The following is a 15,291-nucleotide window of genomic DNA, read 5'->3' as shown; positions in this document are numbered from 1 at the left end:
AGGGTTGATTGCGAGGTAAGGCCTTCGACATCGTAGATAGCCGAGCCGAGCGCAATGACAGGCCGAACAAGACCGAGGGCCGTAAGCCCTACCGTGGAGTTGACCGTGACGACGCCTGCCGATTTTTCAATCAGCATATCGGTATTGCCGCCATCAGCCACAAAGACCCGGTTGCCGACACCCAGTCGCAAGGCCGCATCGCCGATCCTTTGCGGCCAGCGCGAAAGGCCGTTGTCGATCGGGTGAACCTTGAAAAGAAGCCGGCTGTTGGCGTCTGCATGGCGGGCGAAGGAGGCGATCACGGCCTCGACGATAGAAAACAAGTCGCCGCCCGGTGAGTGGCGAATGATCTGATAATCACCCGGCAATTGCAGTGGAAACAGGAAGAAGCGGGCGCTGGACCCAGCCTCAGATTGGGTGGCTGCCGCAATAGCCTTCTCCGCCTGCCTCCGTCTCGAACCGGCCAGCAATGCTTTCCTGATCCAGCCGCTATATTCGATGACGGGATGGGCCGCACCATGGGTCCGGTAATGGCGGTGGATCAGGGGGCCGAAAAGCACGTTCGGAATATGGTAGGCGAGATCGTAGAGGGCGTAGGTGAGGAAGCTTGATCGAAACAGGCCGCCGCGCGCCACAGGCGATACACCTTCTGCCAGCATCCTGATCGCCTCCGCCTGCTGTGGAAAACGTGAATGGGCAGACATGCCGTCAGGTTCCACGGTCAGCCAATCCGGGCGCAGATAACCATGCTCGACAATGTGGATCCTGACGCCGAGAGCCTGGCCAATTTCAGCCGCCATGGCGTGATAATCCCGGCCGTCGCCGAGCATGACGATGTCGGTCACTGAGCGGTGACGTATGAGATTTGCAACGAAATCAGGCCACTCGCTTTTTTCTCCTCGAAAGAACACGCCTCTTTTCGGCCACCAGAAAATCATATCGCCAAGGCAGAAGTCGACGCGCTCGACGTGCGCTTCCGCGGCCTCCAGCCTGTTCGCGACAAGCCGGAAGAAGGGAGAGGCGGGGCCTTGAAGAAAGAGGAAAGTACGAGTCTTCATATCAAAGTGCTTACACGAAATTAACAGCCTGAAACCGTATTTGCATTGACGGCACCACGGGTTTGATGAGAATTCCAGCCACGTGGCGATGAATAGCTGAAACTCACTGCTTTCTGTGTCTGATCTTTAGGCGCATCACGGTCTAGAAGGTACCGACTCGCGTATGACCAAAGTTCTCTTTCTGCAAGGTCCTCCTTCGGTTTTCTGGCGCGAACTTTCCGAAGGGTTCGAAGCCAGGGGCGTGGAGACGAGGAGGGTGAACTTCTCCTTTGGTGATCAGGCCTACTGGTTCAAGCGTGGTGCGATCAACTATCGCGGCACGCTGAAGGCATGGCCGCGATATCTCGCCGCTCTTTTGAAGCGCGAAGGCATTACGGACATTCTCTATTACGCCGACCGCCTGCCTTACCATCGGCTTGCCGCGCGCGTCGCCAAGCGACTCGGCGTCCGCTGTCACGCGGTTGAATTTGGCTATCTCCGACCCGACTGGATCACGCTGGAGCGTGACGGCATGGGCCGCTTTTCCCATTTCCCCAACGATCCTGACCGTATTCGCCAGATTGCAGCAAAGGTCGCCGATCCGGATCTGAAGAACCGCTATCCGCACACGTTCGGGCAGGAAGCGACGAATGAAGTGATCTACAATCTGGTCGCTTATTTCGGCCGGATGATGTTCCCTTTCTATCGATCGGACAAATATTACGATCCGCTATTCGATTATCTGTCCTGGCTGCCGCGCATGTTCCGTGAACGGCATGATCTGCCCGAGGGGTATTTCGACGATAAGCTGAAGCGAAACTACCTGCTCGCACTGCAGCTCCAGAGTGATTACCAGATCCGCGCGAACTCGCCTTACCGGCATCTGTCTCAAATGCTGGATCAGGTCATGCAGTCGTTTTCGCGGCACGCGCCTGAAAACGGTCGGCTGATCATCAAGCAGCATCCGCTCGACAACGATCTGGAGAGTTGGCGCAAGGTCGTCGGTCAGCTGGCCGCCAAGTATCGAATCGAAAATCGCGTTGCCTTCATCGAGAAAGGCAATCTCGCGGAAATCCTGCGCGAATGCCACGGTTCCATCGTGGTCAATTCGACAACCGGCCTCCATAGTCTCCGCGCCGATGTTCCGACGATTGTTCTGGGTGCCGCGGTATTCGATATCCCTGGACTGACGCATCAGGGCGGGCTGGATAGTTTCTGGCGACATCCGGAGCGAATCGACCGCAGCCTTCTGGCCTGTTTCATCAAGGCGCTGGCCGGGGCAATCCAGGTAAAGGGCAACTTTTACCATCCCGAAGGCCGCAAACTCGGGATTTCAACGATTGTCGATCGCGTGACGGGCGGGCTTGTCAACGAGCCGGACGCCTATGTCTCGCAGCCGCCCAGGCTGGCATGGCGGCGTCTTCCCCTTGCGCAGGAGCAGAAGGGTGCCTCGACTATTCTGCCCGGAGCCATCGATCTGGCCGGCGGGGATATTCTCGGCGGTAGTGAACCCGCCTTCGCGGCAGTTCGAGCCGTCGATGCCGGCGATCGGCGCGGCGATGCGTATTGAACGTGCTGGAAACAAAAAAACACACTTGCCAAGTCGGGCGTCGCACCGTAAAGGGAGCGCCTAGCTTAAAGACGACGCGGAATCGAATGTGATTTTGCAGTCGGATAGGGCGAAGGGGTATAGCTCAGTTGGTAGAGCGGCGGTCTCCAAAACCGCAGGTCGTCGGTTCAAGCCCGGCTGCCCCTGCCACTCAATAAAGCTCGTCAGGCTGGATGATTGATCCGCCGTGGCTGTGCCGAGTGGCTCGGCGAAATTTAATCGAGCATTGTTTTTCCTCTTGTGCAAAGAGGATGCGGTGTTTATGTAGGGAAAAACAGACACGCGGTGCGTGGGGCTGATCGTGTTCGGCTTTACGTGCCGTAATTGCGTGGAAAATCGATGGCATCCAAAACCAATCCGGTCACGTTCTTTAAGCAGGTTCGTTCCGAAGGTCTGAAAATCACTTGGCCGTCCCGCCGCGAGACTGCGATCTCCACGGCTATGGTTCTGGTTATGGTTGTCTTTGCTGCCCTGTTTTTCTTCGCGGCGGATCAGTTGATGGGCTGGCTTTTGCGCCTGATCCTGAACGTCAGCGTTTAAGACTGGAGAGTGAAGATGGCGGCACGCTGGTATATCGTCCACGCATATTCGAACTTCGAGAAGAAGGTCGCAGACGACATCGAGAACAAGGCTCGCCAGAAGGGGCTTGAGCATCTGTTCGAAAAGATTCTCGTTCCGACCGAAAAGGTGACGGAAGTGCGCCGCGGCCGCAAGGTCGATAGCGAGCGCAAGTTCTTCCCGGGTTACGTGCTTGTTCGCGCCAACCTGACGGATGAAGCCTATCACCTGATCAAGAATACGCCCAAGGTTACGGGCTTCCTCGGTTCCGACAATAAGCCGGTTCCGATCCCTGACTTCGAAGCTGAGCGCATCCTCGGTCAGGTCCAGGAAGGCGTCGAGCGTCCGAAGTCCTCGATCTCCTTCGAGATCGGCGAGCAGGTTCGTGTTTCCGATGGTCCGTTCGCATCGTTCAACGGTGTGGTTCAGGATGTCGACGAAGAGCGTGCCCGCCTTAAGGTCGAGGTCTCGATCTTCGGTCGCGCCACCCCTGTCGAGCTGGAATACGCTCAGGTCGAGAAGGTCTGATTTTAAAGTTGGGGCCCGCATGTCGGGCCTCGCGCGGCGAAAGCCGCGAACCGCGTGGAAGGTGAGGGGTCTTAGCCGGGCTCCAATGATCCGGACCACGCAACCGCAGCCGCCGGAGCGATCCGGCAAGTTGGGTCGGGAAACCGCCCCGTTAGTGAAAGGCAGAGAGATATGGCTAAGAAAGTAGCAGGCCAGCTCAAGCTTCAGGTCAAGGCAGGATCGGCAAACCCGTCCCCGCCGATCGGCCCGGCGCTTGGTCAGCGTGGCATCAACATCATGGAATTCTGCAAGGCGTTCAATGCCGCCACGCAGGAAATGGAAAAGGGTATGCCGATCCCGGTCGTCATCACCTATTACCAAGACAAGTCCTTCACCTTCGTCATGAAGCAGCCGCCGGTTTCCTACTGGCTGAAGAAGGAAGCGAAGATCACCTCCGGTTCCAAGACGCCTGGTAAGGGCGGCAAGGCCGGTACCCTCACCAAGGCTCAGATCAAGTCGATCGCCGAAGCCAAGATGAAGGATCTCAACGCTGCCGATATCGAAGGCGCAATGGCCATGATCGAGGGCTCTGCCCGCGCCATGGGCCTGGAAGTGGTGGCATAACATGGCAAAGCTTGCAAAGCGTATTCAGAAGATCCGCGAAGGCGTTGATCCGACCAAGCTCGTAGCCCTTTCCGACGCCATCTCGATGGTCAAGGAACGCGCAACCGCCAAGTTCGACGAAACCGTTGAAATCGCGATGAACCTCGGCGTTGACCCGCGTCATGCCGACCAGATGGTTCGCGGCGTTGTCAACCTGCCGAACGGCACCGGCCGCGACGTTCGCGTTGCCGTCTTCGCACGTGGCGCCAAGGCTGACGAAGCCAAGGCTGCTGGCGCAGACATCGTCGGCGCAGAAGACCTGCTGGAAATCGTCCAGGGCGGCAAGATCGACTTCGATCGTTGCATCGCAACCCCGGACATGATGCCGCTCGTCGGTCGCCTCGGTAAGGTTCTCGGCCCGCGTGGCATGATGCCGAACCCGAAGGTTGGTACGGTTACGATGGATGTCGCTGGTGCCGTTAAGGCTTCCAAGGGCGGCGCTGTCGAGTTCCGCGTCGAAAAGGCCGGTATCGTTCACGCCGGCATCGGCAAGGCTTCCTTCGACGCCAAGGCGCTCGAAGAAAACATCAAGGCCTTCGCTGACGCCGTCGTCAAGGCAAAGCCGGCTGGCGCCAAGGGTAACTACGTCAAGCGCGTAGCGATCTCCTCGACCATGGGTCCGGGCGTCAAGATCGACCCGTCGTCGGTCACCGCTGCTTAATGATCGAATTTCCGAAGCTCAGAGTTCTCTCTGGGCTTCGGTTGCATGAATTCCCGACCCAAGGGCTTGTTCCTGGGGAAGGGGATTTCCGGAGAAATCCGGAATTCCTGTCCGAGATTGCAGGTGGCTGAAATCCTTCTGGATGATGCCTTAATCGAATGACCTGCATGAGACGGGTAAGAACCCAGAATTCGGAAGTGCGTATAGCGCTTCGATATTCGGTTCGAGCCTAGTGTGCCTTGTGCCTGGAGCCTTTGGTTTCAGTGCGGGGGGACAGGATCCTCAACCGCCACTTGCGATCTCTCCCGAGATCGTTTGAGGCAAAGGCAACCCGGTGGGACTTGCAGGATTGCGGTCCTACCAACTGGAGACAGACAGTGGAAAGAGCGGAAAAGCGCGAATTTGTCACGGAGCTGAACGAAGTCTTCAAGGCTTCTGGTTCGGTTGTCGTGGCCCACTATGCTGGTGTCACAGTCGCACAGATGAACGATTTTCGTTCGAAGATGCGCGCTGCTGGCGGCACCGTCAAAGTCGCGAAGAACCGTCTGGCCAAGATCGCTCTTCAGGGCACGGAATCCGAATCGATGTCTGACCTGTTCAAGGGTCAGACGCTCATCGCTTACAGCGATGATCCGATTACGGCTCCGAAGGTCGTCATGGATTTCGCCAAGACCAACGACAAGATCGTTGTTCTCGGTGGCGCCATGGGTGCGACCTCGCTGAACGCGGATGCAGTCAAGTCGCTTGCGACCCTGCCTTCGCTCGACGAACTGCGTGCAAAGCTGCTGGGTATGATTCAGACCCCGGCTACCCGCATCGCAGGCGTCGTACAGGCACCGGCAGGTCAGCTTGCTCGCGTGTTTGCAGCATATGCCAAGAAGGACGAAGCCGCGTAAGGCGGAACTTCGCTGTTTATTTAAAACCAGTTCGAACCGAACAGAAGGAACTACAAAATGGCTGATCTCGCAAAGATCGTTGAAGACCTCTCGGCCCTGACCGTCCTGGAAGCTGCTGAGCTTTCCAAGCTTCTCGAAGAAAAGTGGGGCGTTTCCGCTGCTGCTCCGGTAGCAGTTGCTGCTGCTGGCGGCGCTGGCGCACCGGCTGCTGCTGAAGAAGAAAAGACCGAGTTCGACGTTATCCTGGTTGACGCTGGCGCCAACAAGATCAACGTCATCAAGGAAGTCCGCGGCATCACCGGCCTCGGCCTCAAGGAAGCCAAGGACCTCGTCGAAGGCGCTCCGAAGGCTGTCAAGGAAGCTGTTTCCAAGGCTGAAGCTGCTGACCTCAAGAAGAAGCTCGAAGACGCCGGCGCTAAGGTCGACGTTAAGTAATACTGGAATGCGGCGGGAGAGAACCTATTTCTCTCCCGCCCGTTTCATCTGAACTTATTACCCAGGATCCGTATGAAAACGGGTCCTGGGTAATGGGTTCTCAAGAGGATGGTCTCCACCGAAACGCTAGGCAATCCGGCCTAGGGGCTCGGCAAGCGGGACGAGATTGAGACCCATGTTCGACGGTATATCGGTTGGCCTCCGATAGCCGTCCGTTGCAGGCCCGGATGCAATTTTGAAGGAGCGACGATGGCTCAGCAGACCCTTTCGTTTAATGGTCGCAGGCGCGTACGCAAGTTTTTTGGTAAAATTCCTGAAGTCACGGAGATGCCGAACCTGATCGAGGTTCAGAAGGCATCCTATGACCAGTTCCTGATGGTAGAAGAGCCCAAGGGCGGCCGTCCGGACGAAGGCCTTAATGCGGTCTTCAAGTCTGTCTTCCCGATCACGGATTTCTCCGGCGCTTCGATGCTTGAATTCGTTTCCTACGAATTCGATCCGCCGAAGTTCGACGTCGAGGAATGCCGTCAGCGCGACCTGACCTATGCAGCACCCCTGAAGGTGACGCTGCGCCTCATCGTGTTCGATATCGACGAGGATACGGGCGCGAAGTCGATCAAGGACATCAAGGAACAGTCCGTCTACATGGGCGACATGCCGCTCATGACGGATAACGGTACGTTCATCGTGAATGGCACCGAGCGCGTTATCGTGTCCCAGATGCACCGTTCGCCGGGCGTCTTCTTCGATCACGACAAGGGCAAGAGCCATTCTTCCGGCAAGCTGCTCTTTGCTGCTCGCGTCATCCCGTATCGCGGTTCCTGGCTCGATATCGAATTCGACGCCAAGGACATCGTCTTTGCCCGTATCGACCGTCGCCGCAAGATTCCGGTCTCGTCGCTGCTGATGGCCCTCGGCATGGACGGCGAAGACATCCTGTCGACCTTCTACACGAAGTCGAACTACGAGCGTTCCGGCGATGGCTGGCGCATCCCGTTCCAGGCCGAAACGCTGAAGGGCGCCAAGGCTCTGTCCGAGATGGTCGACGCCGATACCGGTGAAGTCGTCGTTGAAGCAGGCAAGAAGCTGACCCCGCGTCTGCTCCGTCAGCTGACCGAAAAGGGCCTCAAGGCCTTGAAGGCGACCGACGAAGACCTCTACGGCAACTATCTGGCGGAAGATATCGTCAACTACTCGACCGGCGAGATCTATCTCGAAGCCGGCGACGAAATCGACGAAAAGACCCTGCCGATCATCCTCGAAGCTGGCTTCGACGAGATCCCGGTTCTCGGCATCGACCACATCAATGTCGGCGCCTACATCCGCAACACGCTTGCGGCGGATAAGAACGAGAACCGTCAGGACGCCCTGTTCGACATCTACCGCGTCATGCGTCCGGGCGAACCGCCGACCATGGAATCTGCGGAAGCCATGTTCAACTCGCTGTTCTTCGACGCCGAGCGCTACGACTTGTCCGCCGTCGGTCGCGTCAAGATGAACATGCGTCTCGACCTGCAGGTTGAAGACACCGTTCGCGTTCTGCGCAAGGACGACATCCTGGCCGTGGTCAAGATGCTTGTCGAACTGCGCGACGGCAAGGGCGAGATCGACGACATCGACAACCTCGGCAACCGCCGTGTTCGTTCTGTCGGCGAGCTGATGGAAAACCAGTACCGTCTCGGCCTGCTTCGCATGGAGCGCGCGATCAAGGAACGCATGTCGTCGATCGAAATCGACACCGTCATGCCGCAGGACCTGATCAACGCCAAGCCGGCTGCTGCTGCCGTTCGCGAATTCTTCGGCTCCTCGCAGCTGTCGCAGTTCATGGACCAGGTGAACCCGCTTTCGGAAATCACCCACAAGCGCCGTCTTTCGGCTCTTGGCCCGGGTGGTCTGACCCGCGAGCGCGCAGGCTTCGAAGTCCGCGACGTTCACCCGACCCACTACGGCCGTATTTGCCCGATCGAAACGCCGGAAGGCCCGAACATCGGTCTGATCAACTCGCTGGCCACCTTTGCCCGCGTCAACAAGTATGGCTTCATCGAAAGCCCGTATCGCAAGATCGTTGACGGCGTCGTCACCAAGGACGTGATCTACCTCTCCGCGATGGAAGAGGCCAAGTATTACGTGGCTCAGGCCAACTCCGAGCTGACCGCCGAAGGCGCCTTCGTTGAAGAGTTCGTGGTTTGCCGTCATGCCGGCGAAGTCATGCTGTCCCCGCGCGACACCATCAACCTGATGGACGTTTCGCCGAAGCAGCTGGTTTCGGTTGCTGCCGCTCTGATCCCGTTCCTCGAAAACGACGACGCCAACCGCGCTCTCATGGGCTCGAACATGCAGCGTCAGGCCGTTCCGCTGGTTCGCGCCGAAGCTCCGTTCGTCGGTACCGGCATGGAACCGGTTGTTGCGCGTGACTCCGGTGCTGCTATTGCTGCCCGTCGTGGCGGCGTGGTCGACCAGGTCGATGCGACGCGTATCGTTATCCGTGCTACGGAAGATCTCGATGCCGGCAAGTCTGGTGTTGACATCTACCGCCTGCAGAAGTTCCAGCGTTCCAACCAGAACACCTGCGTCAACCAGCGTCCGCTGGTCGCCGTTGGCGACGTTCTGAACCGCGGTGACATCATTGCTGACGGTCCGTCCACGGATCTCGGTGACTTGGCACTCGGCCGTAACGCGCTCGTCGCGTTCATGCCTTGGAACGGCTACAACTACGAAGACTCGATCTTGATGTCTGAACGCATCGTCGCTGACGACGTGTTCACCTCCATCCACATCGAGGAATTCGAAGTCGCAGCCCGCGATACGAAGCTTGGTCCGGAAGAAATCACCCGCGACATTCCGAACGTTTCGGAAGAAGCGCTGAAGAACCTCGACGAAGCCGGTATCGTCTACATCGGTGCGGAAGTTGCTCCTGGCGACATCCTCGTCGGCAAGATCACGCCGAAGGGCGAAAGCCCGATGACGCCGGAAGAAAAGCTTCTGCGCGCGATCTTCGGTGAAAAGGCTTCCGACGTCCGCGACACGTCCATGCGCATGCCTCCGGGCACGTTCGGCACGATCGTCGAAGTTCGCGTCTTCAACCGTCACGGCGTCGAAAAGGACGAGCGTGCGATGGCGATCGAGCGTGAGGAAATCGAACGCCTCGCCAAGGACCGCGACGACGAACAGGCGATCCTCGACCGTAACGTCTACAGCCGCCTGGTCGATATGCTGCGTGGCCAGATGTCTGTTGCCGGTCCGAAGGGCTTCAAGAAGGGCGTCGAGCTCTCCAACGCTGTCGTTTCCGAATATCCCCGCTCGCAGTGGTGGATGTTCGCCGTCGAGGACGAAAAGGTCCAGGGCGAGATCGAAGCGCTTCGTGCCCAGTACGATGAGTCCAAGTCGCTGCTCGAGCATCGCTTCATGGACAAGGTCGAAAAGGTCCAGCGCGGCGATGAAATGCCTCCGGGCGTCATGAAGATGGTCAAGGTCTTCGTCGCTGTGAAGCGCAAGATCCAGCCGGGCGACAAGATGGCCGGCCGTCACGGTAACAAGGGCGTTGTCTCGCGTATCGTGCCGATCGAAGACATGCCGTTCCTCGAAGACGGTACCCATGTCGACATCTGCTTGAACCCGCTCGGTGTTCCGTCGCGTATGAACGTCGGTCAGATCCTCGAAACCCACCTTGCCTGGGCTTGCGCCGGCATGGGTAAGAAGATCGGCGAGATGCTCGACGAGTATCGCAAGACCATGGACATCACGAACCTGAAGACGGTTCTGACGGACGTGTATTCCAGCGAGGCGAAGGACGAAGTGGCTCACTTCGACGACGACGCGCTCGTCAAGCTTGCCGAACAGTCCCGCAAGGGCGTCTCCATCGCAACGCCGGTCTTCGACGGTGCGCATGAGCCGGACGTTGCTTCGATGCTGAAGAAGGCAGGCCTGCACGAAAGCGGTCAGTCGGTTCTGTACGATGGTCGTACCGGTGAGCCCTTCGACCGCAAGGTCACTGTCGGCTACATGTACATGATCAAGCTGAACCACCTTGTCGACGACAAGATCCACGCACGTTCGATCGGTCCGTACTCGCTCGTCACCCAGCAGCCGCTCGGTGGTAAGGCGCAGTTCGGTGGCCAGCGCTTCGGGGAAATGGAAGTCTGGGCTCTGGAAGCCTATGGCGCTGCCTACACCCTGCAGGAAATGCTGACCGTGAAGTCGGACGACGTGGCCGGCCGTACCAAGGTCTACGAAGCGATCGTCCGTGGCGACGACACGTTCGAAGCGGGCATTCCGGAGAGCTTCAACGTTCTCGTCAAGGAAATGCGCTCGCTCGGTCTGTCGGTCGAGCTGGAAAACTCGAAGGTCGAGTTGCCTGCCGAAGGTCAGCTGCCGGACGCAGCCGAATAATCGTCAAGGAGGCGCGCGCAATTTCGCGCGCGCCGCTCCCTGCACCGGTCCCGCCGGGTGACAGGGAAAGTTTTGCCGCATTTTGCGGCTAGCACCGTACTGACGTGACAGACCATCCATCGCGGGAACCGGATGGCACTGTCGCAAGCCGAGGGCTCTTCGCCCCAAAGGAGATAGGCATGAACCAAGAGGTCATGAACCTTTTCAATCCGCAGATGCCTGCGCAGCACTTTGACTCGATCCGTATTTCGATCGCGTCCCCCGAGAAGATTCTCTCCTGGTCCTATGGCGAAATCAAAAAGCCGGAGACCATCAACTACCGTACGTTCAAGCCGGAACGTGACGGTCTTTTCTGCGCGCGTATCTTTGGCCCGATCAAGGACTACGAATGCCTGTGCGGCAAGTACAAGCGCATGAAGTACAAGGGCATCATCTGCGAAAAGTGCGGCGTTGAAGTTACGCTGTCGCGCGTTCGCCGTGAGCGCATGGGCCATATCGAGCTCGCTGCTCCCGTTGCCCATATCTGGTTCCTGAAGTCGCTTCCTTCGCGCATCTCGACCCTGCTCGACATGACGCTGAAGGATGTCGAGCGCGTTCTCTATTTCGAGAACTACATCGTCACCGAGCCGGGCCTGACTGCTCTCAAGGAGAACCAGCTTCTCTCCGAAGAAGAGTACATGCTCGCCATCGACGAATATGGTGAAGACCAGTTCACGGCGATGATCGGCGCGGAAGCCATCTACGAGATGCTCGCTTCGATGAACCTCGAAAAGATCGCCGGCGACCTGCGTTCGGACCTTGCTGAAACGACTTCTGAACTGAAGCAGAAGAAGTTTATGAAGCGTCTGAAGATCGTCGAGAACTTCATCGAGTCCGGCAACCGCCCGGAATGGATGATCATGAAGGTCGTTCCGGTCATTCCGCCGGATCTGCGCCCGCTCGTTCCGCTCGATGGCGGCCGTTTCGCGACGTCCGACCTGAACGATCTGTACCGCCGCGTCATCAACCGTAACAACCGTCTGAAGCGCCTGATCGAACTGCGCGCTCCGGGCATCATCATCCGTAACGAAAAGCGCATGCTGCAGGAATCTGTAGACGCGCTGTTCGACAACGGCCGCCGTGGCCGCGTCATCACCGGCGCCAACAAGCGTCCGCTGAAGTCGCTGTCCGACATGCTCAAGGGCAAGCAGGGCCGCTTCCGTCAGAACCTTCTCGGCAAGCGCGTCGACTATTCCGGCCGTTCGGTCATCGTGACCGGTCCGGAACTGAAGCTGCATCAATGCGGCCTGCCGAAGAAGATGGCGCTCGAACTGTTCAAGCCGTTCATCTACGCCCGTCTTGACGCCAAGGGCTTCTCGTCCACCGTCAAGCAGGCCAAGAAGCTGGTTGAAAAGGAAAAGCCGGAAGTCTGGGATATCCTCGACGAGGTCATCCGCGAGCATCCGGTTCTCTTGAACCGCGCACCGACGCTGCACCGTCTGGGCATCCAGGCCTTCGAACCGACCCTGGTTGAAGGCAAGGCGATCCAGCTGCATCCGCTCGTCTGCACGGCCTTCAACGCCGACTTCGACGGTGACCAGATGGCTGTTCACGTGCCGCTGTCGCTCGAAGCTCAGCTCGAAGCCCGCGTCCTGATGATGTCGACGAACAACATCCTGCATCCGGCAAACGGTGCACCGATTATCGTTCCGTCGCAGGACATGGTTCTCGGCCTGTACTATCTGTCGATCATGAACGAGCGCGAGCCGGGCGAAGGCATGGCCTTCTCCGACATGGGCGAACTGCACCATGCGCTGGAAAACAAGGTCGTCACGCTGCATTCCAAGATCAAGGGTCGCTTCAAGACCATGGATGCCGACGGCAAGTTGGTTTCCAAGATCTACGACACGACGCCTGGCCGTCTGATCATCGGCGAACTTCTGCCGAAGAACGTCAACGTGCCGTTCGAGACCTGCAACCAGGAAATGACCAAGAAGAACATCTCCAAGATGATCGACACGGTCTACCGTCATTGCGGTCAGAAGGACACGGTCATCTTCTGCGACCGGATCATGCAGCTCGGCTTCACCCATGCTTGCCGCGCCGGCATTTCGTTCGGCAAGGACGACATGATCATCCCGGATTCGAAGGTGAAGATCGTCGGTGACACCGAAGCTCTCGTGAAGGAATACGAGCAGCAGTACAATGACGGCCTGATCACTCAGGGCGAAAAGTACAACAAGGTCGTCGACGCCTGGGGCAAGGCAACCGAAAAGGTCGCCGAAGACATGATGGCCCGCATTAAGGCCGTCGAATTCGACGCCGAGACCGGTCGCCAGAAGCCGATGAACGCGATCTACATGATGTCCCACTCCGGTGCCCGTGGTTCTCCGAACCAGATGCGCCAGCTGGGCGGCATGCGCGGCCTGATGGCGAAGCCGTCGGGTGAAATCATCGAGACCCCGATCATCTCGAACTTCAAGGAAGGCCTGACCGTTAACGAGTACTTCAACTCGACCCACGGTGCCCGTAAGGGGCTGGCAGACACCGCCTTGAAGACGGCTAACTCCGGTTACCTGACCCGTCGTCTCGTCGACGTGGCGCAGGATTGCATCGTCAATCTCGTGGATTGCGGTACCGATACCGGCCTCACCATGACTGCCATCGTTGATGCCGGTCAGGTTGTTGCCTCCATCGGCGCCCGCGTTCTCGGTCGTACGGCTCTCGACAATATCGATCATCCGGTCACCGGCGATCGTATCGTAGACGCCGGCAAGATGATCCTTGAGCCGGATGTCATCGAAATCGAGAAGGCTGGCATCCAGTCGATCCGTATTCGCTCCGCACTGACCTGCGCGGTACAGACGGGCGTCTGCTCTGTCTGCTACGGCCGTGACCTTGCTCGCGGTACGCCGGTCAACATGGGCGAAGCAGTCGGCGTCATCGCCGCTCAGTCGATCGGTGAGCCGGGCACTCAGCTGACCATGCGTACGTTCCACTTGGGTGGTACGGCTAACGTGGTTGACCAGTCGTTCCTGGAAGCGTCGTATGAAGGTACGATCCTGATCAAGAACCGCAACATGCTGCGGAACTCGGAAAACGTTCTCGTTGCGATGGGCCGTAACATGGCCATCACCATTCTCGACGAGCGCGGTGTCGAGCGTTCCTCGCAGCGCGTCGCTTACGGTTCGAAGATCCACGTCGATGACGGCGACAAGGTTCGTCGCGGTCAGCGTCTGGCAGAGTGGGACCCGTATACACGCCCGATGATGACGGAAGTCGCCGGTACTGTTTCGTTCGAAGATGTCGTCGACGGCATCTCGGTTCTGGAATCGACCGACGAATCCACCGGTATCACCAAGCGTCAGGTCATCGATTGGCGCTCGACGCCTCGCGGTGCTGATCTGAAGCCGGCAATCGTCATCAAGGACGCTTCTGGTCAGATCATGAAGCTGTCGCGTGGTGGCGAAGCTCGCTTCAACCTGTCGGTCGAAGCGATCCTCTCCGTCGAGCCGGGCCAGAAGATCGCCCAGGGTGACGTGCTTGCACGTATCCCGATGGAAAGCGCCAAGACCAAGGACATCACCGGTGGTCTGCCGCGCGTCGCAGAACTGTTCGAAGCTCGTCGTCCGAAGGACCACGCCATCATCGCTGAGATCGATGGTACGATCCGCCTCGGCCGCGACTACAAGAACAAGCGTCGCGTCATGATCGAGCCGGCGGAAGACGGTGTCGAAGCGGTCGAATACCTGATCCCGAAGGGCAAGCCCTTCCATCTTCAGGATGGCGACTACATCGAAAAGGGTGACTACATCCTCGACGGCAATCCTGCGCCGCACGACATCCTGGCGATCAAGGGCGTGGAAGCACTCGCTTCCTACCTCGTGAATGAAATCCAGGAAGTCTACCGTCTGCAGGGCGTTGTCATCAACGACAAGCACATCGAAGTCATCGTTCGTCAGATGCTTCAGAAGGTCGAGATCACCGATGCTGGCGACAGCCAGTACATCGTCGGTGACAATGTCGACCGGATCGAGCTCGAAGATGCCAACGACGCGCTGATCGAAGAAGGCAAGAAGCCTGCCTATGGCGAGCCGGTTCTGCTCGGTATCACCAAGGCATCGCTGCAGACGCCGTCGTTCATCTCGGCTGCATCCTTCCAGGAAACCACCAAGGTTCTCACGGAAGCTGCAATCGCCGGCAAGATCGACACGCTGCAGGGTCTGAAGGAAAACGTCATCGTCGGCCGTCTGATCCCGGCCGGTACCGGCGGTACCATGACCCAGATCCGTCGTATCGCCACCACGCGCGACGACCTGATCCTGGACGAGCGCAAGAAGGGCACTGGTGCAGACTCGGCAACGCCGATGCTGCAGAACCTGAACCCGGAAAACACGCCTGCCGAATAAGGCAGGCGAGGGGGATTTCCTCCTGTTTTCGCGACGCATTCAAAAACGCCCGGAGCAATCCGGGCGTTTTTATTTTGACTAATTCTAAAGTGTTGATCGAAGACAAGGCGCCAATCTGGAGCCGTTCTAAGCTTCCTGAATTCGATGA

At 58.3% G+C, this 15,291-nt stretch carries 10 protein-coding genes and 1 tRNA gene; 10 read left to right on the top strand and 1 reads right to left on the bottom strand.

Annotated elements, in window-relative coordinates; all coding sequences use genetic code 11:
* Positions 1 to 845: capsular biosynthesis protein (locus tag JNB91_RS27310; protein WP_346269404.1), on the bottom strand; the 845-nt coding region annotated here is incomplete at its 3' end.
* Between the two features lie 376 nt (positions 846 to 1,221).
* Here JNB91_RS27310 and JNB91_RS27305 point away from each other — a divergent pair.
* The 10 genes from JNB91_RS27305 to rpoC all read left to right on the top strand — a co-directional run bounded on the left by JNB91_RS27305 (position 1,222) and on the right by rpoC (position 15,143).
* Positions 1,222 to 2,607, top strand: coding sequence for a capsule biosynthesis protein (locus JNB91_RS27305; RefSeq protein WP_220328614.1), 1,386 nt, complete (start codon positions 1,222 to 1,224; stop codon positions 2,605 to 2,607).
* Between the two features lie 113 nt (positions 2,608 to 2,720).
* Positions 2,721 to 2,796: transfer RNA gene (locus tag JNB91_RS27300), tRNA-Trp, on the top strand.
* A 189-nt stretch (positions 2,797 to 2,985) separates the two neighbouring features.
* On the top strand, positions 2,986 to 3,186 hold the full coding sequence (gene secE / locus JNB91_RS27295; protein ID WP_112459118.1) for a preprotein translocase subunit SecE: 201 nt from the start codon (positions 2,986 to 2,988) through the stop codon (positions 3,184 to 3,186).
* 15 nt (positions 3,187 to 3,201) lie between these two features.
* The gene (gene nusG / locus JNB91_RS27290; RefSeq protein ID WP_183998310.1) at positions 3,202 to 3,732 is read left to right on the top strand and encodes a transcription termination/antitermination protein NusG; all 531 of its coding nucleotides are present in this window, start codon (positions 3,202 to 3,204) and stop codon (positions 3,730 to 3,732) included.
* A gap of 171 nt (positions 3,733 to 3,903) precedes the next feature.
* Positions 3,904 to 4,335, top strand: a complete 432-nt coding sequence (gene rplK / locus JNB91_RS27285) for a 50S ribosomal protein L11 (RefSeq protein WP_112459116.1) — start codon at positions 3,904 to 3,906, stop codon at positions 4,333 to 4,335.
* Position 4,336: 1 nt separating this feature from the next.
* Positions 4,337 to 5,035: a 50S ribosomal protein L1 gene (gene rplA / locus JNB91_RS27280; protein WP_220328613.1), complete on the top strand. Its 699-nt coding sequence runs from the start codon at positions 4,337 to 4,339 to the stop codon at positions 5,033 to 5,035.
* A gap of 377 nt (positions 5,036 to 5,412) precedes the next feature.
* Positions 5,413 to 5,931, top strand: coding sequence for a 50S ribosomal protein L10 (gene rplJ, locus JNB91_RS27275; RefSeq protein WP_220328612.1), 519 nt, complete (start codon positions 5,413 to 5,415; stop codon positions 5,929 to 5,931).
* Positions 5,932 to 5,988: 57 nt separating this feature from the next.
* The gene (gene rplL, locus JNB91_RS27270; protein ID WP_093004525.1) at positions 5,989 to 6,366 is read left to right on the top strand and encodes a 50S ribosomal protein L7/L12; all 378 of its coding nucleotides are present in this window, start codon (positions 5,989 to 5,991) and stop codon (positions 6,364 to 6,366) included.
* A gap of 249 nt (positions 6,367 to 6,615) precedes the next feature.
* Entirely contained in the window at positions 6,616 to 10,755 is a 4,140-nt protein-coding gene (gene rpoB / locus JNB91_RS27265; protein WP_220328611.1) for a DNA-directed RNA polymerase subunit beta, read from the top strand.
* Between the two features lie 179 nt (positions 10,756 to 10,934).
* A complete protein-coding gene (rpoC, locus tag JNB91_RS27260) occupies positions 10,935 to 15,143 on the top strand; it encodes a DNA-directed RNA polymerase subunit beta' (protein ID WP_220328610.1) in 4,209 nt (1,402 codons plus the stop codon).
* The last annotated feature ends 148 nt before the right edge of the window (positions 15,144 to 15,291 follow it).

Origin of the sequence: Aliirhizobium wenxiniae (genome assembly GCF_019511445.1) — a bacterium.
Lineage (GTDB): Bacteria > Pseudomonadota > Alphaproteobacteria > Rhizobiales > Rhizobiaceae > Neorhizobium > Neorhizobium wenxiniae_A.
This window is presented reverse-complemented; position numbering and strand designations above follow the sequence as displayed.